Source organism: Komagataeibacter xylinus (genome assembly GCF_004302915.1).
Lineage (GTDB): Bacteria > Pseudomonadota > Alphaproteobacteria > Acetobacterales > Acetobacteraceae > Komagataeibacter > Komagataeibacter xylinus_C.
Map to the genome: position 1 here is coordinate 43316 of NZ_QQBI01000016.1, position 21910 is coordinate 65225.

Below are 21910 nucleotides of genomic sequence, written 5' to 3' on the forward strand. Positions count from 1 at the left end.
GCTCAGCGGGCCGCCGCTTCAACCTTCTGGGCAAACTGCTCGTAGGTCAGTTCCTGCGCCACCTGTTCCTTGTCATTAAAGCGGAAGGTCGGCGTGCCGTCGATCTTGTACAGGGCCTGGGCGCGGTCTTCCTCATCCATGATGGCATGGCGCAGCTTGTCGTCATGGATGGTCTGCTGGAACAGGTCGGATGACATGCCGGCAAGGGCGGCCATTTTCTGGATCTCGGCCTCGGATTCCGCCGGTTCCTTGCCAAAGGCCCAGCGATCCTGGCTGGACAGCAGTGCGAGCACGAACGGCTCATAGCGCTCGGGGGCGAGCGTGCGCGCGACCATGCAGGCGGTCAGCGCCACCTGGTCGAGCGGGAAATCACGGAAAATGTAGTACACCTTATCCGTATCGATCAGCTTGCTGCGCACCTCGGGGAAGACCTCGGCGGCAAAACGCGCGCAATGCGTGCAGGTAAGCGAGAAGAATTCCTCCACATGCACCTTGGCCGCCGGGTTGCCTACGGCGCGGATGGACAGGCGCGGGTCCGCCGCCTGCGCCATGGCCCGGCCAGACAGCAGGCCGCCAGCCATGAGGGTGGGGGTTAAGGCAAGCAGGGTGCGGCGTGTGATGGGCATTACGGTCACTCTCCGGTGGGGACAGGGGTGGGGCATGGCCCCGGCGGGGATCAGTATTAGGGCCGTGCGGGGCGTGCGTAAATCCATCATGCCCTTATCGGATGGCGCGCCCGTTCTGGCGCGCCATCCGTTCAGGCCTGCTGCGGGGCTGCCTCACGGGGTGGCAGGCGCACGCGCACGTGGCGGATATGGCGGGCATCCGCATCAAGGATGCGGAACACCATGCCGCTTTCATGCGTCACGATCTCGCCGCGCGTGGGCACGTGGCCCGCAAGGCGGAACACCAGGCCGCCCACGGTCTCGATCTCGGCCTCGCGCTCCTCGCGCGTGAGTACGGGGCCGACTTTTTCCTCAAAGGCGGCAACAGGGGTGCGGGCATCGACATCAAGCGTGCCATCGGGCCGTTCGCGCATCATGCTCACGGTCGGTTCGTCATGCTCGTCGGAAATATCGCCTACGATGGTCTCGATCAGGTCCTCGATGGTGACGAGGCCATCGATCCCGCCATACTCGTCGATCACGAGGGCAAGATGCACATGCCGCACCCGCATCTGCAAAAGCAGGTCGAGCACGGGCAGCTGCGGGGCCACCATGAGCGGCTGGCGCAGCAGGGGCTCCATGCGGAAGGCTTCCGATGTGCCGACATAGGCAATCAGGTCCTTCACATGGATCATGCCCACGATGTCATCCAGCTGGTCGCGATAGACCGGCATGCGGGAATGGTTTTCCCGCCGCATCATGGCCAGCGCCTCGTCGAGGCTGATATCGACGGGCATCGCCACGATGTCGGCGCGCGGGATCATCACGTCATCGGCCGTGATGCCACGCAGGCGCAGCACGTTGGCCAGGAGCGCGCGCTCCTGCCGGTCGAGTTCGGAGGCGTGGGGATTGGCGTCATCCCCCGCCGCGTCATCGGCTTCCTTGACCAGCGCGGCAATGGAATGGCGCAGCCCCGGCTCAGCGCGCCTGCGGCTGAACAGCGACAGAAATCCCTTGCCGCGCGAGCCGGACGGAGGCTCCTCGTTGGCATCGGTGCCGGGGCGGCTCATGAGCGTGCCCCCCGCATTACCATGCGGCCCGGCTTCCACGGGTTGGCAACGCCAAGGCCGGACAGGATGCGGGCCTCGCGCATTTCCATCTCGCGGGCCTCGCCGGGGTGGTGGTGGTCATACTGGGCCAGGTGCAGCACGCCATGCACAACCAGATGCGCCAGATGGGCCGCCATGTCGCGTCCTGCCGCCTGCGCCTCACGCGCCACGGTCTCGAAGGCGATGATGATGTCGCCCCCCCATACGCCGCCTGCCGCGGGGTATTCGAATGTGAGGACATTGGTGGGCTTGTTGCGCCCACGATGCCGCCAGTTCATGCGGGCCACCGTGCGGTCATCGGCCAGCACCACCGTGACCGGGCCGTGGCAGCCCGTGGCAGCGAGGGCGGCGCCTGCCGCGCGCTCAACCACGCGGGCAAGGTGGCGGACGGCGCGGTTCCAGCGCCTGTCCGCCACCGTGACATCGGGGGCATCGCGCCCGGCCTTCAGGTCAGGCTGCATGGCCCGGCCTGCTGCGACCCCGCCCTTGTGGGCAGGGCCTGTGCTACTTCGAGGTTTCATCGTTCTCCTGCTGCGACCGGGCGCGGTGGGGGCGGCGTTCGGCCCCGGCACGCTGGTCGTATGCCTCCACTATACGCGCCACCAGCGGGTGGCGCACCACGTCACGCGATTCAAATCGCATCATGCCGATCCCGGGCAGGCCGTCGAGGGTATCGACCGCCTCCCGCAGGCCGGATGTCACGCCACGCGGCAGGTCAACCTGGCTCAGGTCGCCGGTAATGACCATGCGCGTGCCTTCACCCATGCGGGTGAGGAACATCTTCATCTGGGCGGGGGTCGTGTTCTGCGCCTCGTCCAGAATGACAAAACAGTGCGCCAGCGTGCGCCCGCGCATGAAGGCCAGCGGCGCCACCTCGATCTCGCCCGTGCCCATGCGCCGGATCACCTGATCGCCCGGCATCATGTCATGCAGGGCGTCATAGAGGGGGCGGAGGTAGGGGTCGATCTTTTCCTTCAGGTCGCCGGGCAGGAAGCCCAGCCGCTCGCCGGCTTCCACCGCAGGGCGCGACAGCACGATGCGGTCGACCTGGCCTGCCTGCAGCATGGCGACCGCCTGGGCTACGGCAAGGTAGGTCTTGCCAGTGCCGGCCGGCCCGAGGCCGAACACCATTTCCTGCCGGGCCAGCATGGCCATGTATTCTGCCTGGCCAACTGAACGCGGGGCCACGGGGCCGCGCCGGGTCATGATGGTGGGCAGGTCGGCCAGCGTGGGGGCAGGCGCGGGCATGGCGGCGCGGGTTTCGGGCATGGGGGGCAGTCCTCCCGTAACGGGGCGTGGCGCAGGCGCGGAAAAGGCATGGGCGGCCAGCCGGATGGCGGTATCGACGGTGGCGGTATCGACTGCCTGCCCCGCCGTTGCGCGGCGGTAGAGTTCGGTCAGCGTGGCCTGTGTCAGTTCCACCCGCCGGGCCGCACCCGAAATGGCGATGCGGTTGCCCCGGCACGCCAGCCGGACATCAAATCCACGTTCAAGATGCAGCAGGTGGCGGTCATGGTCACCCACAAGCTGTGCGAGCAGCACGTTATCTTCAAACTGCATGGTCACGGTGCGGTCATTGGCCGCGGCCGTGCCACCGGGGGTACGCCGCCCGCCGCTGCGACGGGGGGCGTGGAGCGTGGATTGTGTCTGTTCTCTCAAGCCCTGTCTGTCTCCTCTGTCAGGACACCACCCAGCGAGTTGGTGTACCTGTGGCGGATATCCACATTGGCGATCTGGCCGATCAGGCTGTCCGGGCCTTCGATGCTCACGGCCTGCAGCCATGGGCTCTTGCCCGAAACCTGACCCGGCTTGCGCCCCCGCCCCGTAAAGAGCACGGGCACCACCTGGCCTATGGTTGCATCATTGAATGCATCCTGCTGCACGCGCAGCATGGCCTGGAGTTCCTGCAGGCGGGCATCCTTCACATCCTCGGGCACGTGCATGCCGGCGCCCGCGGCGGGCGTGCCGGGCCGGGAGGAATACTTGAAGGAATAGGCCTGCGCGAAGCCGATTTCATCGATCAGGCGCATCGTGTCGGCAAAATCGGCATCCGTCTCGCCGGGATGGCCCACGATGAAATCAGACGACAGGGCAAGATCGGGCCGCGCCTCGCGCAGGCGGGCCACGAGCGTGCGGTAATCATCAGCCGTGTGGCCCCGGTTCATGGCCGCGAGCACCCGGTCGGAGCCGGACTGCACCGGCAGGTGCAGGAACGGCATGAGCTGCGGCAGGTCGCGGTGGGCTGCGATCAGGTCATCCTCCATGTCGCGCGGGTGCGACGTGGTGTAGCGGATGCGTTCGATGCCCAGCTCACCGGCCAGCACGCGGGCGAGGCGGGCAAGGCCCCATGTGCGGCCATCCGGCCCCTCGCCATGATAGGCATTCACGTTCTGGCCAAGCAGGGTGATCTCGCGCACGCCGCCTGCCACGAGCCTGCGGGCCTCATCGATCACGGCCTGCGCGGGCCGACTGCTTTCCGCCCCGCGCGTGTAGGGCACGACGCAGAAGGAGCAGAATTTGTCGCACCCTTCCTGAATGGTGAGGAAGGCGGAACCACCCGCGGGGGCCGCGCGGTCAGCGGGCAGGAAATCGAATTTCTGCTCCACGGGGAAGTCGGTCTCGATCACCGCCCCTGCCGCACGGGCGGCACGCGCCACCATCTCGGGCAGGCGGTGGTAGGTCTGGGGGCCCAGCACGATATCGACATAGGGCGCGCGGGCCAGGATTTCCTTGCCCTCCGCCTGGGCCACGCAGCCCGCCACCGCGAGCACGGTGGCCGCGCCCTGTTCGGCGCGCGCCTCCTTGACCTTGCGCAGGCGGCCGAGTTCGGAGAACACTTTCTCGGCCGCGCGGTCGCGGATGTGGCAGGTGTTGAGGATGATCATGTCAGCCGCATCCGGCGTGCTCACGGCCCGGTAGCCCAGCGGGCGCAGCACATCGGACATCCGCTCGCTGTCATACACGTTCATCTGGCAGCCCCATGTTATGACATGAAGCCCCCTGGTGGATGACGTGCTGGCTTGTGGCGTGGCCACGCCGGGGCGGGGAGACAGGCTGTTCACGGGTCAGGTATCCTCAGGCATCATCGCGGGCACGCGCCCGCGCAACGGGGGCAAGACATCGGGCCTTGCCTGCGCGCGGTCAAGAGGCTTGCCGCCGATAAAGCCGGGAACACATGGTCTGCCCATCAACGCTCCTGGTGCGAAGGGTGGGGTGCCGGGCGCGGCCCCCTTGCCCGATTCAACCCGATCATGCGCGCCGGAACAGGGGGTATGTCAAGTCAGGAACGCGGGCGTGGAGATAGTTTGCAACATCTCTGGCCCGTTTTGCCCTTCAATGCGACAAATTCGGAACTTATTAAGGGCAGGGCGTTAATATCGGTTTGATCATGCACGGCGGGAATGGCAGACAAGACCCTGTGGGCAACTGACCGCATGAAAGCAGACAGCAACAGGGGCAGCACCGTTTGACAGGATTGCGTCATCTCCGCCTGGCAGCCAGTGCGCGGCGCGGGGCCGGTTATGTCAGCCTGTTCGCGGTCATGACGGTTTTCCTGCCGGGGCTGCCAGCGGCTTTTGCGGCTGACCCGCAGGACTACACCACAACCATCCGCCCCACCGGCAATGCCGACCTTGATGCAGCGCTCAGGGCATCTTCCGACCTGCTTTCGCTCCAGAAAACGCAGGCCGTCAGCCCCTTTGCCCTGACCGGGCGCATCCATAACGACTATTCCCGCCTGATCAGCGCGCTTGAAAGCTATGGCTACTACGCGGGCAGCATTACCATCACCATAAGCGATGGCAGCCACAAGGGCGCCACGCCCGCCGATGGCGGGCAGGACGGGCGCGACCCCGACCTGCCGGAATGGATGCAGGCGCTGCCCGCGGGCCACAAGGCGCAGGTGAGCATCGCGGCCACGACCGGCCCGCTGTTTCGCATCGGCACGGTCACGCTCAACCCCGACAAGGGGGATGGCCCCATTCATCTCAACGCCACCGAGGCGGCGGCCTTCGGCATGAAGCCGGGCGCAGCCGCGCAGGCCGAGGCCGTGCTGACGGCGGCGGCGAGCCTCCAGACCGCCCTGACGGAGGAAGGCTACGCGCTGGCCCATGTCAGCACCCCGCAGGCCTGGCTGCGCCCCGCCACCCATACGCTCGACATTGCCTATACCGTGCATCGCGGCCCTGTGGTGAACCTTGGCGCCTTCGCCTTTGGCGGGCTGCAGCGCACGCACCCGGCCTATATCGCGCGCAGGCTGACCATTGCGCCGGGCGAGCTGTACCAGCCCTCGCGCATCGAGCGCGCCCGGCAGGACATCGCCTCGACGGGGCTGTTTTCCGATGTGCAGGTCAATCATGGGGATACGCTGGCCCCTGATGGCTCCATGCCGCTCGATTTCGGCTTTCATGAAGGCAAGCGCCACAGCGTGGGGGCGGAGGGCGGGTATTCAACCGATCTCGGTGGCCGCGCGGGCGTGACATGGACGCATAACAACCTGTTCGGCAATGCCGAGCGGCTGCGGCTCACCGCGCTCATCACCGGGCTTGGCGGCTCGGCGGAGCAGGGGCTGGGCTATGATTTCTATGCCGACCTGATGAAGCCCGATTTCGGCTCGCGCCAGCAGAACCTGAGTGCCCGCATCGAAGGCATCAAGCAGGAACTCTATTCCTACCGCCAGACCGCGCTGCTCGCGCGCATAGGCATCGTGCGCCACGTCAACCGGCACTGGAACGTGTCGTTCGGCGGCCAGATCGAGCAGGAACAGATCGAGCAGATGCGCACCACCAGCAGCTACTTCATCCTCTCGGTGCCGCTCACCGCCAATTACGACGGCACGGGCGTGGACAACCCCATCACGCCTGCCACCCATGGCGTGCGCGTGGGGGCCAGCATCACGCCCTCCGCCTCGTTGACCGACGGCACCTCGTTCTTCGCCATCATGCAGGCCACGGTCTCGACCTATTTCGACCTCAAGCATCTTGGCCTGAGCCGTCCTGGCCGCAGCGTGCTGGCGTTTCGCGGCACCATCGGCAATGTGGAAGGGGCCTCGACCTTCGCCATCCCGCCTGACCAGCGGCTATACGCCGGTGGCTCGGCCACGGTGCGCGGCTTCCGCTACCAGGGCGTTGGCCCGCAATTTGCCAATACGCGCTACGCCATTGGCGGCACGTCGATGGATGCGGGGTCATTTGAATACCGCCAGCGCATATTGCAGAAATTCGGCGCGGTGGGCTTTATCGATGCAGGCCAGGTCACGGCGGACCGCACGCCCTTCCAGGGCACGGTGCGCGTGGGTGCGGGGGCCGGGGCGCGCTACTACACGCCCATCGGCCCGGTGCGGCTGGATGTGGCGGTGCCCCTCAACCGCCCCGCCAAAGGCGACAAGTGGGAGCTGTACGTGGGCCTGGGGGAGACATTCTGATGCCGCAAGACACGCCATCCTCCCCCCCGCCGCGCACGGGGCGGCGCATTGCGCGCGCCTGCGCGCTGGCGCTGGGCATTCCTTTCGGGCTGGTGGCCGCGGCACTGGCCATGGTGCTGGTGGCGGCCAATACCGGGGCGGGCCAGCGCGAGATCGAGCGCCGCCTGCCCGGCCTGACCGGGGGCAGCGTGCACCTGTCGGGGCTGGGGGGGCGCTTTCCCGATGCGCTGCATGTCCAGCATCTTGAACTTGATGACTACAGGGGCGCGTGGCTGTCGATCGATGACCTCCAGCTTGACTGGTCGCCCCTGCGGCTGCTCACGCGGCAGGCGGTCATCAGCAACCTGTCCATGGCGCGGCTGGCCATTCCGCGCCTGAGCGAGGATGACCCCGCCCACCCGCCAAAGCCTGAACAGCCCTCGGGCGGCAGCATCCACATGGGTGTCAACATCAAGGAAGTGCATGTGGCGCGGATTGATGTGGGCGCGGCCCTGGCGCAGGTTCCCGCCGCCTTCAGCCTGGGCGGCCATGCCAGCCTGGCCGATATCGCCCCGGTGCTCGATCATTTCTCGATCGCGACCCTGCCGCCGGCCGATATCGCGCTGAAGCTGACCCGGCTCGATCATCCCGGCAGCCTCGATCTTGTCACCAGGCTGGGCAAGGCAGACGTGGCGCTGGACCTGCACGCCAGCGAAGGGGAGGACGGCTTCCTCGCCACGCTCAGCCACGTACCCGCCCTGGCACCACTTGACCTCTCGCTGGGGCTGCATGGCCCGCGTGATAACACGCAACTCGCGCTTGCGCTGGCTACGGGCGGCATTCATGCCAGCGCGCATGGCCAGCTCGGGCTGCTCGATCACCACATGGCGCTTGATGTCGCGGCCCATAGCGGCGCTGTAACGGCGACTGGCGGCACGGGCTGGCAGGGTGCCGACCTCGCCACCCATCTGGGCGGCACGCTGGACCGCCCCACGGGCAACGGCACGCTCGACATCGACCGCCTGACCTATAACGACACCAGCTTCACCAACCTGCATCTGGTGGCCGATGGGCTGAGTGCTCCGGTTGCGGGCCAGCCGGAACATGCGGCGGTGCATGCCACCGTGACGGGGCTGCGCATTCCGGGCAGCCAGCCCATGCTGTTCGCTGCCGATCCGCTGAAACTTGATGTCATGTGGCGGCCCGATGCGCCAAAGGGGCCGGTCACGCTGTCGCTGGCGCACCCGCTGGCGCAGGTGACCGGGCAGGCCACCACCACGCAGCCCATTACAGCCACCTTCCATGCCGACCTGCCCGACCTTGCCCCGCTGGCAGCGGCGGGTGGTACGGACCTGCATGGCCATGCGGGCCTGGATGGCAGCGTGAGCCTGCCCGCAAAGGGGCAGGACGGGCAGTTCGGCCTCGAGAGCCGGATCGTGCTTGATGGCGGCCTGCCGGTGGCTGTCGGGCTTGTGGGCGACAAGGGGCATGTGAGCGTTGCGGGCACCATGACGCCGGGCGGGAAGGGAGGCAATACGATCCGCTTCACCACGTTGCAGGTACAGGGCCGCACCCTGCAGCTTGATGCCACGCCGAGCCAGATCGTAACCGGTACGCCGCTCAATGTGGATGCCACGGCGCATCTGGCCCTGTCGGACCTGCATGTGCTGGCGCCCACGCTCAAGGGGCACATGCAGGCCGACCTGCATGCGGCGGGCCCGGTCAATGACCTCATGGCCAGCCTGAAAACCCAGGCCAGCATCGCGGCAAGCAACACGGCGGCGGGTGACGTGCAGGCCAGCCTGACCATGGCGCACCTGCCACAGGTCAGGCAGGGGGAGCTTGCCATATCCGGCACGGTGGACCGGGCACCCATACAGGTCAGCGCCCATCTCGACAGCAATGCCGATAACAGCCGCCACCTGCAGATTGCCCAGCTGGGCTGGAAGAGCCTTGGCGGCACGGCGGACATGACGCTGCCCGATGGCCACAAGGTGCCAACCGGCATGCTTGACCTGCACATGACCCGCCTGGCCGACCTGCATGACCTGACCGGGCAGGACATCAGCGGCCATGTCGCGGCTACCGCGCGCACCACCAGCGCCACGGCCACGGCGCCTGCCGCACTGGCGGTGAATGTCGATGGCGCGCTCAATGCCGCCATCGCCCGCATCGACCGGGTCGTGCTCAGGGGCCACGTGCTCGACCCCACGGGCGATGCCCCCACGACCGACCTCGACCTTGCGGTGGATAACGCCCATTTCCGCGATATGGGGGGGCGGGCGCATGTTACGGCCAAGGGGCCGCTTGCGGCGCTGGATGTGAACGCGCAATCCACGCTCGATACGCCCTGGACCGGCCCCGCCTCGCTGGACACGGCGCTGGTGGCCAATATCAGCGGGCAGTCGGTGAGCGTGCGCCGCCTCGTGGCGCAGGCACGCGGCGAGCAGGTGCGCCTCGATGGGCCGGTGAGCGTGGGGTATGGCAAGGAGATCGCGCTCGACCACCTGCGCGTGAGCTTGACGCCGCCGCGTGGGCAGGCGGGCAGTATCGAGGCCAGCGGCAAGGTCAGCCCGGCGCTTGACCTGCACGTGGCGATCAACCGCCTCTCGCCCGACCTGCTGGCCCCCTTCGTGCCCACGCTGCACGCGCAGGGCCAGCTCTCGGCCGAGGCCCGGCTGACCGGCACGCCCGCCAGCCCCACGGGCAAGGTCAGCCTGCGCGGCACGGACCTCAGATACCATACCGATTATACATCCTCGCTCGCGCCCGCGTCGATCGAGGCCACGGCCAACCTCAATGCAGGCATGGCGCGGGTGGATGCCCAGATCGAGGCGGGGCCGCAGGTCAATCTGGGCCTGCATGGCACGGCGCCGGTCAACAAGGCCGGGCAGATCACCCTGCAGGCCGATGGCAAGGTGGACCTTGCGGTGGCCAATGCCTATCTGGGCGCGCAGGGCATGCAGGCGGGGGGCAACCTACAGGTGGCGCTGGGCGTGCGCGGCACTCCCGCCCAGCCCCGGCTCAATGGCACGCTCAGCCTGAGCAATGGCCTGTTCCATGACTTTGGCGAGGGCATACAGCTTTCATCCATGCAGGGCACGGTCAACGCCCTGGGTGACAGGCTGGTCATTGCAACGCTCACCGCGCAAGCTGGCAAGGGCAGCATAGCGGCCTCGGGCAGTTATGGCGTGCTCCAGCCCGGCCAGCCGATCGACCTGCACGTGCATGCCGACAGTGCCCGCCCGCTGGCCAGCGACCTGATTACCGCAACACTCAATGGCGACCTTGACGTGAAAGGCCAGCTTGCCAGCCGGATCGACGCCACCGGCAACATCACGCTCAAGCGGGTGGACATCAACATTCCCGATTCCCTGCCCACCTCGGTCGCGCATCTGGATGTGATCCGGCCCGAGGATGAGAAAAACCAGGAAAAAATCGTCAAATCCACCCCGATGGTGATCGGGCTGGGGCTGGATGTGACCTCGCCGGGGCAGTTCTATGTGCGCGGGCATGGGCTGAACACCGAAATGCACGGCCATATCCACGCAGGCGGCACCGCAACCGCGCCGGTGATGACGGGGGCGTTCTCGCTGGTGAAGGGTGGGTTCTCGCTTGGCGGCATCTCGCTCGACTTCAGCAAGGGGCAGGTGGGCTTCAATGGCGTGGGGGTGACGCATGCCATCGACCCGACGCTGGATTTCGTGGCCGAGCGCAGCACCAATGATGGCACCGCCCGGCTGAACGTGGGCGGCTATGCCAGCGCGCCCAAGATCACGTTCTCGTCCTCGCCGCCGCTCTCGCAGGACCAGATCCTGGCCATCCTGCTGTTCGGCACCGATACGCAGTCGCTCTCGCCCACGCAGATGGCCTCCATCGCCGCTGCGGTGGCCAGTATCAGCGGTGGGTCCGCCTTTGACCCGCTGGGCATGGTGCGCAAGACGCTGCATCTGGACCGGTTGCAGATGAGCAGTTCCTCCAATGGCTCGGGCGGCAACGATACCGGGGCCATCGAGGCGGGCAAATATGTCATGCGCGGGGTGTATGTGGGGGCCAAGCAGGCCACGTCGGGTTCAGGCACGCAGGCGCAGGTGCAGGTTGACCTGACCAAGCGGCTCAAGATCAACACCACCGTGGGCACGGGCGGCAACGTGACCGGCTTCACCACGCCGGAAAATGATCCGGGCAGCAGTATCGGCCTGCTTTACCAGTTCAAATACTGAAGCGTCACGTCAGGGGCGGGGCAGGCGGCATTTGCCGGCAGGACACGCCCTGTTTCATCAGGCTAGGTGTGGGCTGGCGGCGTTGCCGCTTCAGCGCGCATCCGTGCGAGCCTGGCTTTGTTGAAGCGCTTGAGGCGGGCCTTGCGCCGGTTCCTGTGGGCAAGCAGGGTCTGTCCAGCCTGTTGCGCCGTGGGCAGGAGGCGCGTGTCATCAACGCGGGGATAGGCCCCGCCGCATATGGGGTCCGGGCAGCCGCAGGTAATGAGGTGGGTGTGGTAAGGCACGGGGCCCTGCCGTTTCTGGATGGCATTCATGCGGTCGAGGTTGCGGCGCGTATCGATGATTGCATCGCGGCTAAAGAATTTTCCGGCCATTATTTCCATCCCTGCCTGTCATGGTAGCCGGAGGCCCTGCGTCTTTTGTTCCGTACCGGGCCATGTGTCAGCGCCCATAGCAAAACCGCTGGCACGGGGGCCAGCGGTGTCTTGTCGGTTGGGTGGGGAAGGGGCGGGATCAGGCCGCCTTCATCACCTCGGTCAGGTTTTCCAGTACTTCGGTCGGCTCCTTGCCTTCCAGCACGGCCACTTCGGCCACGAAGCGTTCCTGTGCGGCCTCGAACAGCTTGCGCTCGCTGAAGCTGCCATCAAGGCTGTCGACATTGCGGCGCAGGTCGCGCAGCACTTCGGCAATCTGCACGAGGTCGCCGGAATTGATCTTTTCCTGGTAGGCCACCGCGCGGCGCGCCCACATGCCACGGCTGACATGGGGCTTGCCCTTGATGATGGCCATCGCCTTGTCCACGATCTCGCGCGAGACGATCTTGCGCAGGCCCGACTTGCGCGCCTTCGAGAGCGGGATGCGCAGCGTCATCTGGTTGCCGGGGAACGAGATCTGGATCATCTCCAGCTTCGTGCCCGCGATCTCGTCGACCCCGATCCGGTCAACGCGGCCCACGCCATGCGCGGCATAGACGATGGCATCGCCTTCGCGGAACGGATCTTCATCTTTTACAGCCGTGCTGGACTTGGCCTCGGCTGCCGTGGTCGCGGCGGCGGTCCGCGCCATGGCATCGGTCACAGTGCCCTTCTGGGTGGTTCTGAACATGCTCATGTCCGCCCTATAGCATAAATTGCGCCTGCTGTCTTGAGGCGCTTGCACGGCACGGCTTCAGCCCTGAATGCCCCTGACGGGTGCCAGCGGGGGTGGTGCGGGCAACCCGCAGGACTGCATGAGGTCGATCTCGATGGTGCGCGATATGGTCAGCATCGGCATGCCGTGCGGTGTCGCGCCAAAGGGGTCCTGCAGGTCGCTGCCGATCTTGTCGAGGGCCACGAACAGGAGCCCGACGAGTGATGAGCCGAGCGGCGTGATCCACCCCAGCGTCTGCACCATGGAAAGTGGCAGGATGATGCAGAACACCGCCGCCACCACCTTGGGCAGCACCGAGAACTGGATGGCCAGCGGCGTGTTGCGGATGCGCTCGAGCCCGCCCTGCGCGTTGCTCATGTCCGACAGGATGCGGTCGATCTGGCCCTGCAGCGCGCCATCGATATCCATCGCGCGGCATTCCGCCTCCACCCGCAGCCCGATCTGGAACAGGATGGCGGCAGGGATGTTGGCGCGGCCTTCAATGCCCGGCTTCATGGAATCAGGCAGAAGGCGCAGCACGTCATCCATGTCATCAAGCCGGCCCAGCGCGCTGCGCAGGGCGTAGGGATAGGCGGCCATGGCGCAGGCCAGGTCGGGGCAGCCGCGCAGGATGGTGCCCGCCTGCCGGGCAAAGGAGCGGCTGTTATTGGTCACGGCCCCCCACAGGGTGCGCCCCTCCCACCAGCGGTTATAGGCGGTGTTGTTGCGAAAGCTCATGAACAGTACCAGCGCCGAGCCGATGAGCGATATGGGCAGGGTGGGCTGCTCCATCCATTCCTGATGGAAGATCTGGAACATCACAACCACGACCACATCCCACGCGCACAGCAGCATGAGCGAGAGCAGGCTCTCGCGCATGAGGATCCACAAGCCGATTTTGCGATTGATGACCATATGGCGTTCCCGGAACGGTTGAAAAAAGCAGGGTGCCGTTGCCAGCCCCTTTCCCGCGCTTATCACATCGCGCGGCAGGCATGGCAGCGTGGCATGGTGCGTGGCATCATTTGTCACTTAAAGAGCTTAATGTTTTCCTGACCGGGCAACATTGACGCGCCCCGCCCCGATGCCCTTAATCGTTGCGAAGATGTACGGGCCCTGGAGCCTGCAACGCATGCAAGGAAAGACTGGTCAATGGATGTAAGGGCCGCCGTAGCCTTCGAGGCTGGCAAACCGCTTGAAATCGAGACCGTGCAGCTCGAAGGCCCGCGTGAGGGCGAGGTGCTGGTGGAAATCATGGCCACCGGCCTGTGCCATACCGACAAGTTCACCCTCTCCGGCGCTGACCCGGAGGGGCTGTTCCCCGCCATTCTGGGCCATGAAGGGGCGGGGATCGTGCGTGAGGTCGGCCCCGGCGTGCGCCACCTCAGGCCCGGTGATCATGTGATCCCGCTCTACACGCCGGAATGCCGGGAGTGTAAGTCCTGCCTCTCGCGCAAGACCAATCTGTGCACGGCCATCCGCACGACACAGGGCAAGGGGCTGATGCCCGATGGCACGTCGCGCTTTTCGTTCAAAGGGCAGCCGATCCATCACTACATGGGCTGCTCCACCTTCGCCAACTTTACCGTGCTGCCCGAGATCGCACTCGCCAAGATCCGCCCCGATGCCCCGTTTGACAAGGTGTTCTACATTGGCTGCGGTGTGACCACCGGCATCGGCGCCGTGCTGTTTACCGCCAAGGTCGAGGCCGGGGCCACGGTGGCCGTGTTCGGTCTGGGCGGCATCGGGCTGAACGTGATCCAGGGGGCGAAGATGGTGGGCGCCGAGCGGATCATCGGCATCGACATCAACCCCGGGCGCGAGGCCATTGGCCGCAAATTCGGCATGACCGATTTCATCAACCCCAAGGATCTCGGCCCCGATGGCGACCTTGTCGGCCATATCGTGGAGATGACCGGCGGCGGGGTGGATTACTCGTTCGAATGCGTGGGCAACCCCACGCTCATGCGCCAGGCGCTGGAATGCGCCCATCGGGGCTGGGGGGTTTCCACCATCATCGGTGTTGCGGGCGCGGGGCAGCAGATCAGCACGCGCCCCTTCCAGCTCGTGACCGGGCGGCGGTGGATCGGCTCGGCCTTTGGCGGCGCGCGCGGGCGCACCGACGTGCCGCGCATCGTGGACTGGTTTATGGAAAACCGCATCGACATTGACAGCCTGATCACCCACAGGCTGCCACTCGAGCGCATCAATGAGGGCTTTGACATGATGGCCAAGGGCGAAAGCATCCGCACGGTCGTGGAGTTCTGATCCATGGGCACGATCACAACCATTGAGGAACATGCAAGCTGCGGCGGCCGGGTCGGTTTTTACAGCCATCCCTCCACCACGCTGGGGCTGGAGGCGCGTTTTGGCGTGTTCCTGCCCGCCCGTGCGCTGGCGGGCGAGAAGGTGCCGGTGCTGTTCGTGCTGGCGGGGTTGACCTGCACGCAGGAGACCTTCCTCATCAAATCCAATGCGGTGCGCTTTGCCGCCCATCACGGGCTGGCGCTGGTCGCTCCCGATACCTCGCCACGCGGGGCCGCCGTGCCGGGCGAGGACGAGACATACGACCTTGGCACCGGGGCCGGGTTCTACCTTGATGCCACCACGCCCGCATGGCGGGCGCATTACCGCATGAGCAGCTATATCGATACGGAACTGCCGCAACTGGTGCAGGACCATTTTGCCGTTGATGGCGCGCGGCGTGGCATCATGGGCCACTCCATGGGCGGGCATGGCGCGCTGGTGCATGCGCTCACGGCGCCAAAGGCATGGAAGTCCGTCTCGGCCTTCGCGCCGATCTGCCACCCGGCCATCGTGCCGTGGGGCGAGAAGGCGTTTGCCGCCTATCTTGGCCCCGATCGCAAGGCCTGGGCGCGGCATGATGCGACGCTCCTGCTCGAGGCAGGCCACACCCACCCCACGTCAATCCTGATCGACCAGGGTGCCGCGGACCAGTTCCTGCACAACCAGCTCCGGCCCGACCTGCTGCGCGTGGCGGCGGGGGCTGCGGGGCAGGCGCTGCAACTGCGCGAGCATGCGGGGTATGACCACTCCTACTGGTTCATCCAGTCCTTCATCGCGGAGCATATCAGGCATCACGCCACGATCCTGGATGCGACGTAACCGGGTCTGCATGATTGTTTTGAAAACAATGCGTTGATAAAAGTTTTCGGGTGCTGCCTTTTTTCAAAAAGGCAGCTTTCTCCTGAAGCTGCTTGAAAAAAGCTTCACCAGAAACTTTCTGGTCATTCACCCATCAGGTGCAGCACGATCTCGCGCCGGTGGGGGCGGGCGCGGTGCTCGAACAGGTATAATCCCTGCCATGTACCCAGCACCGGCCTGCCACTGGCCACGGGAATGGAAAGCTGCGTGTTGGTGAGCATGGCCCGCAGGTGGGCGGGCATGTCATCCGGGCCTTCATCATCATGGATGTAACGGCCGGGCTGCTCGGGCACCAGCGCCTCGAAATACCGCTCGATGTCCGTGCGCACGGTCGGGTCGGCATTTTCCTGCACGCATAGCGAGGCGGAGGTATGGCGGCACCACAGGGTGAGCAGGCCGGTTTCGATGCCGCTCTGCCGCACCCATGCCAGCACCGGCCGGTCGAGCGGAACCAGCCCCTTGCCATGCGTGCTCACCTGAAGGCTGTGCAGTTCCTGGCGCATGGGGCGTGGTTCCTTCCGGGGTTATTTCAGGAAGCCGATCAGCGCTTCGGCTTCCGATACGATGGGATCGGCAATGACGCGGGCGCGGTTGGCACCTTCGCGCAGGGTGTCGCACAGAAAGCCGGGTTCCCTGAGCAGGCGCTGCGTCTCGGTGGCGATGGGGCAGACCGCACCCACCACCACCTCGGTCAGCGCCGCCTTGAACGGGCCAAAACCCTGGCCGCCAAACTGCCGGAGCACATCCGCCGTCGCAACTCCGGCGAGCGTGGCGTAGATGGTTACCAGATTGCGGGCCTCGGGCCGGTTTTCAAGGCCGGCCTCCTCCGATGGCAGGGCCTCGGAATCGCTTTTGGCGCGCTTGATCTTGTTTGCAATGGCATCGGCGTCATCCGTCATCTCGATCCGGCTCTGGGCGGAGGGATCGGATTTGGACATTTTCTTGGTGCCGTCGCGCAGGCTCATCACGCGCGCGCCCTGCGGCGGGATGAGGGCCTCAACCTGCGGGAAGAATTCCACCCCGTAATCATGGTTGAATTTCTGGGCAATGTCGTTGGTCAGTTCAAGGTGCTGCTTCTGGTCCTCGCCCACCGGCACGGCGGTGGCCTTGTAGGCCAGGATGTCGGCCGCCATGAGGTCGGGATAGACGTAAAGCCCGGCGGAATGCTTCTCGCGGTCCTTGCCTGCCTTGTCCTTGAACTGGGTCATGCGGTTGAGCCAGCCCAGGCGCGCGACACAGTTGAAGATCCACCCCAGCCGGGCATGCGCGCTGACAGCGGATTGGTTGAACAGGATATGCTTCTGCGCATCAATGCCCGAGGCCAGCAGCACGGCGGTCTGCGCCAGTGTCTGCTGGCGCAGGGTCGCGGGGTCCTGCCATGTGGTGATGGCGTGCATGTCCACCAGGCAGAAAAGGCACTCATGGTCGCGCTGGAGCGCAACCCAGTTGCGTATCGCGCCCAGGTAATTGCCAAGCTGCGGGATACCGGTCGGCTGAATGCCGGAAAACAGGCGTTGCATAAAGGTATTTTCCGTTTTTTTGCCCGCGGCGGTCAAGGTGCGCGGTTGTCAGGGCAGGGGGTGGATCGCATCAAGGCGGCGGCGTTCATCCGCCACCAGGCTGCTGCTCAGGGGGTGGGTGCGCTCACGGGCCACCTCGGCTGCGGTAAAGACCGGGGCAGGCTTTGTGTCGCCGCGCGTGGCCAGATAGCTCAGGATGGAGGCGATCTCCTCATCTGACAGATGGGCGCGGAAAGACGGCATGAAGAAGTTGTAGGGCACGCCATCGATCTTCAGCGGGCCATTGAGCCCGTTCAGCAACACATGCATGAGGTACTGCCTGCCCTCGGGCGAGGTGGCGATCCTGTCCACGCGGCCGGTTATGGGCGGGATCTCGCCCTTCAGCCCTTCACCGCCGTGGTGGCAGATGCCGCAATTGGTGCGGTAGCGCGCATAGCCTTCCTGCCCGTGGCGCGTGCAGGCGCCCAGCAGTGCCACGCACGCAAGCAGGCAGCCCCCGCGCAGTACGGACGCCACGCGCCCGGTTGCAATACCCATGTTGGTTGTCCGGTTCCTGTACCGTCATGTGAAAAGAGCCACCCACCCGGCGGATGAATGGCTCTTTCAGGGCTTAACGGCCGCCGGGCGAGACGCCAAGCAGCTGGATCTTGAAAATCAGCGGGCTATCAGGCTGGATGATGCCCATCGACTTGTGGCCATAGCCAAGCTCGGGCGGCACGTACAGCATCCACGTATCGCCCACATGCATCTTGGGCACGGCTTCCTGCCAGCCCTTGATCACCATTTCCAGCGGCATCTGCATATACGCGCCGTGGCCATGCTGGTCGGAGCTGTCAAAGATGCCGCCATCGGGCAGGCGGCCTTCATAGATCACCATCACGCTGTCATTGATGGTGGGCTGCGCACCATCCTTCGGGCCGGACTGGAGCACCTTGTAGGCCAGCCCGTCAGGCAGCGTCTGGACACCGGGCTGCTTGCGCACGTTGTCCATGAACTGCGCCGGGGTCAGTTCCGGCTGGTCATCCTTGTTTCCGCCGCCACAGGCCGCAAGCGGCAGGGCCACCACGGCTGCGGCAAGAAGGGGAATGACACGGGAAAAGCGTTTCATGACACCTCGGCAGGCTGTTGAAGGGATGAAGGAGGGAACGCAGGCGCTCAGAGCGCGCCGCCACGGCGGCCGATCTTGGCGCCAAGGCGCAGGCGCAGCGCGTTGAGCTTGATGAAGCCCTGCGCATCGGCCTGGTTGTAGGCACCCTGGTCATCCTCGAAGGTGACGACGCGGGTGTCATACAGGCTGTTGGGGCTTTCACGGCCCACGCAGATCACGTTGCCCTTGTACAGCTTGAGCCGCACGCGACCGCTGACGGAGTGCTGGCTGCGGTCGATCAGCGCCTGCAGCATGTGCCGCTCGGGCGAGAACCACAGGCCGTTATAGATCACCTCGGCATAGCGCGGCATCAGGCTGTCCTTGAGGTGCATGGCCTCGCGGTCGAGCGTGATGCTCTCGATGCTGCGGTGCGCGGTCAGCAGGATCGTGCCGCCCGGCGTTTCGTAAATGCCGCGCGACTTCATGCCCACGAAGCGGTTTTCCACCAGGTCGAGGCGGCCGATGCCGTTGTCACGGCCCAGTTCGTTCAGGCGCGTGAGCAGCGTTGCGGGCGACATGGCCACGCCGTTGATGGCTACCGGGTCGCCGGATACGAAATCGATGGTGATCTCGGTCGCCTTGTCCGGCGCTGCCTCGGGCGAGATGGTGCGCTGGAACACGATCTCATCGGGGCCGACCGCCGGGTCCTCGAGCAGCTTGCCTTCGGATGAGGAGTGCAGCAGGTTCGCATCGACCGAGAAGGGGGCCTCGCCGCGCTTGTCCCTGGCGATGGGGATCTGGTGCTCCTCGGCAAAGGAAAGCAGGCGCGTGCGCGAGGTCAGGTCCCATTCACGCCACGGCGCAATCACGGTGATGTCGGGCTTGAGCGCGTAATAGGCCAGCTCGAAGCGCACCTGGTCGTTGCCCTTGCCGGTGGCGCCATGGGCCACGGCATCGGCGCCGACCTGCTCGGCAATCTCGATCTGGCGCTGGGCGATCAGCGGGCGGGCGATGGAGGTGCCCAGCAGGTACTGCCCCTCATACAGCGCATTGGCGCGGAACATGGGGAAGACGAAATCCTTGACGAAGGTCTCGCGCAGGTCCTCGACAAAAATTTCCTTCACGCCAAACATCTCGGCCTTGCGGCGGGCGGGCTCAAGCTCCTCGCCCTGGCCGAGATCGGCGGTGAAGGTCACGACTTCACAGTTATAGGTGGTCTGCAGCCAGCGCAGAATCACGGAAGTATCAAGACCGCCCGAATACGCGAGAACGACCTTTTTGACATCCTTGGCGGCCATGGGAGAACGCTCCTGTCGACAAAACTTGGACAATACTTTGCCGGGAAAACCGGCGGCCTGCCCTCCTAGCACCCCACGCTGCGGGCGACCAGAAGCGAAAGGCGGATTTTTACGTCATTCCACCGGATCGGGGGCACCTTCAGGCCGGGCGGCCCGGCGCAGGCGCTGGCTTTCGGTGCGCAGCTGCCCGCATGCGGCAAGGATGTCGCGCCCGCGCGGCATGCGGATGGGCGAGGCGAAGCCCGCATCCATCACGATATTTGCAAACTTTTCAAGCTGCTCGCGCGTCGAGGGTTTGTAGCTGCTGCCCGGCCACGGGTTGAACGGAATGAGGTTGACCTTGGCCGGAATGCCCGAGATCAGCCGCACGAGTTCACGCGCATCGGCCTCGCTGTCATTGATGCCGCGCAGCATGATGTATTCAAACGTGATGCGCCGTGCATTGCTGGCGGCGGGGTAGCGGCGGCAGGCGGCAATGACTTCCCTGATGGGGTATTTGCGGTTGAGCGGCACGATCTCGTCGCGCAGGTCATCGCGCACGGCATGGAGCGACACGGCCAGGTTAATGCCAAGCTCGGCGCCGCACTGGTCCATCATCGGCACAACGCCGGATGTGGAAAGCGTGATGCGCCGGCGCGAAAGGCCAATGCCCTCGCCATCCATGATGATGCGCATGGCCTTGGCCACGTTGTCGTAATTGTACAGCGGCTCGCCCATGCCCATCAGCACGATGGTGGACAGCAGGCGCGGCGTATCCCCCTTGGGGCTGGGCCATTCGCCATAGCTGTCACGTGCCGCCATGAACTGGCCCACGATCTCGGCAGCACCAAGGTTGCGCACCAGCGCCTGCGTGCCGGTATGGCAGAAGGTGCATGACAGCGTGCAGCCCACCTGCGAGGAAATGCACACCGCCCCGCGGTCTTCCTGCCGGTCGGGGATGTAGACCGTTTCTGCCTCCTGCCCGTCACGGAAGCGGAAGAGGAATTTGCGCGTGGAATCCTGCGAGGTCTGCTCCGTCACCACGCCGGGGCGGCCTACGATGAAGCGTTCGGCCAGCTTCTCCTGCAGGGGGCGGGCAATCGAACTCATGCGCGAGAAATCGGTGGCGCCCTGATGGTAGATCCAGTGCCATAGCTGCTTGGTGCGGAATGGCTTTTCGCCAATCTCGACCATGATCTCGGTCAGTTCCTCACGTGACAGGCCCACAAGGTCGCGCCTGCCATCGGGCAGGGCTGCGGTGGGCGGCGCGAACTGGGCGGATTTGGCCCGGATGCGCGTGCGCTCCGCATCATCAAGGAGCGAGGCCGCCGTCCCGTCGCGTAACCGGGAAGGAGAAGTTGCGGGGGCTGCGGACATACCGGTGCTGCCTCTGTTTTTTCATGTCATGCGTAAGGGGAGGGGCGTTGCATGCCGCTCTCGGGGCCTGTGTATCACATCCGGGGCCGTGGATGCGACTGCCGATCAGCCGTCCTTGCGGGCCGCGATCAGGAATTCGCGGTTGCCTTCCGGCCCGGTAATGGGGCTGGCATCAAAGCCCAGAACGCTCCAGCCCGGCAGGTCCGCCCACCAGTCGCGTATCATCGTGCATACGGCCTCATGCACCGCCGGGTCGCGCACCACGCCCTTGGGGCCAACCGCATCGCGCCCGGCCTCGAATTGCGGCTTGATCAGCGCAATGGCCCACGCACCGGGCACGCACAGGTCAAGCCCTGCGGGCAGCACCGTGCGCAGGCCGATAAAGCTGGCATCGCAAACCAGCGCATCAATCGGGTCGGGGATGATCGTGGCATCGAGCGCGCGGGCATTGCATTTTTCCAGCACCACGACCTGCCCGGTGTTCGAGCGCAGCTTCCACGCAAGCTGGCCGTGGCCGACATCGACCGCATAGACCTTCCTGGCCCCTTCATGCAGCAGCACGTCGGTAAAGCCGCCGGTCGAGGCCCCCACGTCAAGGCAGGTCAGGCCGGCAGGCGAGAGGCCAAAATGCTCCAGCCCATGCGCCAGCTTGATCCCCCCGCGCGAGACCCACGGGTGGTCCTGCCCCTTGAGCGCAAGCGGCGCATCCTCGGGCAACTGGTCGCCCGCCTTGGCAATGCGCCGGTCAGATGTATAGACCAGCCCCGCCATGATGAGCGCCTGCGCCCGGGTGCGGCTTTCCACCAGCCCCCGGTCCACCAGCATCTGGTCAACGCGCCGTTTTGCCATGAGCGGTGCTACCCCGACCGGCCCGCGGCTCAGGCCATCTGCCGTGACTGCGGCACGCCAAGCGCCGAAAGCGCGGTCGCCACGATGGCGGGCGCATCCAGCCCGGCCTCATGGTACTGGGCCTCCTGGCTGTTATGGTCGATGAAGCGGTCGGGCAGGGTCATGGGGC

The 21910-nt window shown here is 65.7% G+C and carries 20 protein-coding genes; 4 read left to right on the forward strand and 16 right to left on the reverse strand.

Annotated elements, in window-relative coordinates; genetic code table 11:
- Window positions 1-2: 2 nt before the first annotated feature.
- The 6 genes from DV027_RS10515 to DV027_RS18080 all read right to left on the reverse strand — a co-directional run bounded on the left by DV027_RS10515 (window position 3) and on the right by DV027_RS18080 (window position 4902).
- Window positions 3-626 (reverse strand): thioredoxin domain-containing protein, encoded by a 624-nt coding sequence (locus tag DV027_RS10515; RefSeq protein ID WP_130731754.1) that lies wholly within the window; start codon window positions 624-626, stop codon window positions 3-5.
- Window positions 627-757: 131 nt separating this feature from the next.
- Window positions 758-1675 (reverse strand): hemolysin family protein, encoded by a 918-nt coding sequence (locus tag DV027_RS10520; protein ID WP_130731755.1) that lies wholly within the window; start codon window positions 1673-1675, stop codon window positions 758-760.
- On the reverse strand, window positions 1672-2175 hold the full coding sequence (gene ybeY, locus DV027_RS10525; protein ID WP_130731773.1) for an rRNA maturation RNase YbeY: 504 nt from the start codon (window positions 2173-2175) through the stop codon (window positions 1672-1674). The genes DV027_RS10520 and ybeY overlap by 4 nt, the downstream gene beginning before the upstream one ends.
- Before the next feature lie 43 nt (window positions 2176-2218).
- Window positions 2219-3280: a PhoH family protein gene (locus tag DV027_RS10530; protein WP_130731772.1), complete on the reverse strand. Its 1062-nt coding sequence runs from the start codon at window positions 3278-3280 to the stop codon at window positions 2219-2221.
- Between the two features lie 89 nt (window positions 3281-3369).
- Window positions 3370-4776 (reverse strand): tRNA (N6-isopentenyl adenosine(37)-C2)-methylthiotransferase MiaB, encoded by a 1407-nt coding sequence (miaB, locus tag DV027_RS10535; RefSeq protein ID WP_130731756.1) that lies wholly within the window; start codon window positions 4774-4776, stop codon window positions 3370-3372.
- A gap of 3 nt (window positions 4777-4779) precedes the next feature.
- A complete protein-coding gene (locus DV027_RS18080) occupies window positions 4780-4902 on the reverse strand; it encodes a hypothetical protein (protein ID WP_255210374.1) in 123 nt (40 codons plus the stop codon).
- 287 nt (window positions 4903-5189) lie between these two features.
- Between DV027_RS18080 and DV027_RS10540 the strand changes: the two genes are divergently transcribed.
- Window positions 5190-7136, forward strand: a complete 1947-nt coding sequence (locus DV027_RS10540) for an autotransporter assembly complex protein TamA (protein WP_130731774.1) — start codon at window positions 5190-5192, stop codon at window positions 7134-7136.
- On the forward strand, window positions 7136-11338 hold the full coding sequence (locus DV027_RS10545; RefSeq protein ID WP_130731757.1) for a translocation/assembly module TamB domain-containing protein: 4203 nt from the start codon (window positions 7136-7138) through the stop codon (window positions 11336-11338). The genes DV027_RS10540 and DV027_RS10545 overlap by 1 nt, the downstream gene beginning before the upstream one ends.
- A 62-nt stretch (window positions 11339-11400) precedes the next feature.
- On the opposite strand, the gene DV027_RS10550 is transcribed toward DV027_RS10545, so the two are convergent.
- The 3 genes from DV027_RS10550 to DV027_RS10560 all read right to left on the reverse strand — a co-directional run bounded on the left by DV027_RS10550 (window position 11401) and on the right by DV027_RS10560 (window position 13381).
- The gene (locus tag DV027_RS10550; RefSeq protein ID WP_130731758.1) at window positions 11401-11712 is read right to left on the reverse strand and encodes a hypothetical protein; all 312 of its coding nucleotides are present in this window, start codon (window positions 11710-11712) and stop codon (window positions 11401-11403) included.
- Window positions 11713-11851: 139 nt separating this feature from the next.
- Window positions 11852-12448, reverse strand: coding sequence for a CarD family transcriptional regulator (locus DV027_RS10555; RefSeq protein WP_078524182.1), 597 nt, complete (start codon window positions 12446-12448; stop codon window positions 11852-11854).
- A gap of 57 nt (window positions 12449-12505) precedes the next feature.
- Window positions 12506-13381, reverse strand: coding sequence for a bestrophin family protein (locus tag DV027_RS10560; protein WP_165399167.1), 876 nt, complete (start codon window positions 13379-13381; stop codon window positions 12506-12508).
- 237 nt (window positions 13382-13618) lie between these two features.
- On the opposite strand from DV027_RS10560, the gene DV027_RS10565 reads away from it, so the two are divergent.
- Window positions 13619-14734 carry an S-(hydroxymethyl)glutathione dehydrogenase/class III alcohol dehydrogenase gene (locus DV027_RS10565; protein ID WP_130731759.1) on the forward strand — a complete coding sequence of 372 codons (1116 nt, stop codon included), beginning with the start codon at window positions 13619-13621 and terminating at the stop codon, window positions 14732-14734.
- A gap of 3 nt (window positions 14735-14737) precedes the next feature.
- Window positions 14738-15592, forward strand: a complete 855-nt coding sequence (fghA, locus tag DV027_RS10570; protein ID WP_130731760.1) for an S-formylglutathione hydrolase — start codon at window positions 14738-14740, stop codon at window positions 15590-15592.
- Between the two features lie 122 nt (window positions 15593-15714).
- On the opposite strand, the gene DV027_RS10575 is transcribed toward fghA, so the two are convergent.
- From DV027_RS10575 to DV027_RS10605, 7 genes are all read right to left on the reverse strand, one after another.
- Entirely contained in the window at window positions 15715-16134 is a 420-nt protein-coding gene (locus tag DV027_RS10575) for a secondary thiamine-phosphate synthase enzyme YjbQ (RefSeq protein WP_130731761.1), read from the reverse strand.
- Window positions 16135-16155: 21 nt separating this feature from the next.
- Window positions 16156-17151, reverse strand: coding sequence for a tryptophan--tRNA ligase (gene trpS, locus DV027_RS10580; protein ID WP_130731762.1), 996 nt, complete (start codon window positions 17149-17151; stop codon window positions 16156-16158).
- Between the two features lie 48 nt (window positions 17152-17199).
- On the reverse strand, window positions 17200-17688 hold the full coding sequence (locus DV027_RS10585) for a c-type cytochrome (protein WP_130731763.1): 489 nt from the start codon (window positions 17686-17688) through the stop codon (window positions 17200-17202).
- A gap of 73 nt (window positions 17689-17761) precedes the next feature.
- A complete protein-coding gene (locus tag DV027_RS10590) occupies window positions 17762-18259 on the reverse strand; it encodes an FKBP-type peptidyl-prolyl cis-trans isomerase (RefSeq protein WP_130731764.1) in 498 nt (165 codons plus the stop codon).
- A 47-nt stretch (window positions 18260-18306) separates the two neighbouring features.
- On the reverse strand, window positions 18307-19536 hold the full coding sequence (locus DV027_RS10595) for an argininosuccinate synthase (RefSeq protein ID WP_061271663.1): 1230 nt from the start codon (window positions 19534-19536) through the stop codon (window positions 18307-18309).
- 114 nt (window positions 19537-19650) lie between these two features.
- Complete coding sequence (rlmN, locus tag DV027_RS10600; RefSeq protein WP_130731765.1) at window positions 19651-20892, reverse strand: dual-specificity RNA methyltransferase RlmN; 1242 nt, start codon at window positions 20890-20892, stop codon at window positions 19651-19653.
- Between the two features lie 105 nt (window positions 20893-20997).
- Window positions 20998-21741 (reverse strand): TlyA family RNA methyltransferase, encoded by a 744-nt coding sequence (locus tag DV027_RS10605; protein ID WP_130731766.1) that lies wholly within the window; start codon window positions 21739-21741, stop codon window positions 20998-21000.
- Window positions 21742-21910 lie beyond the last annotated feature (169 nt).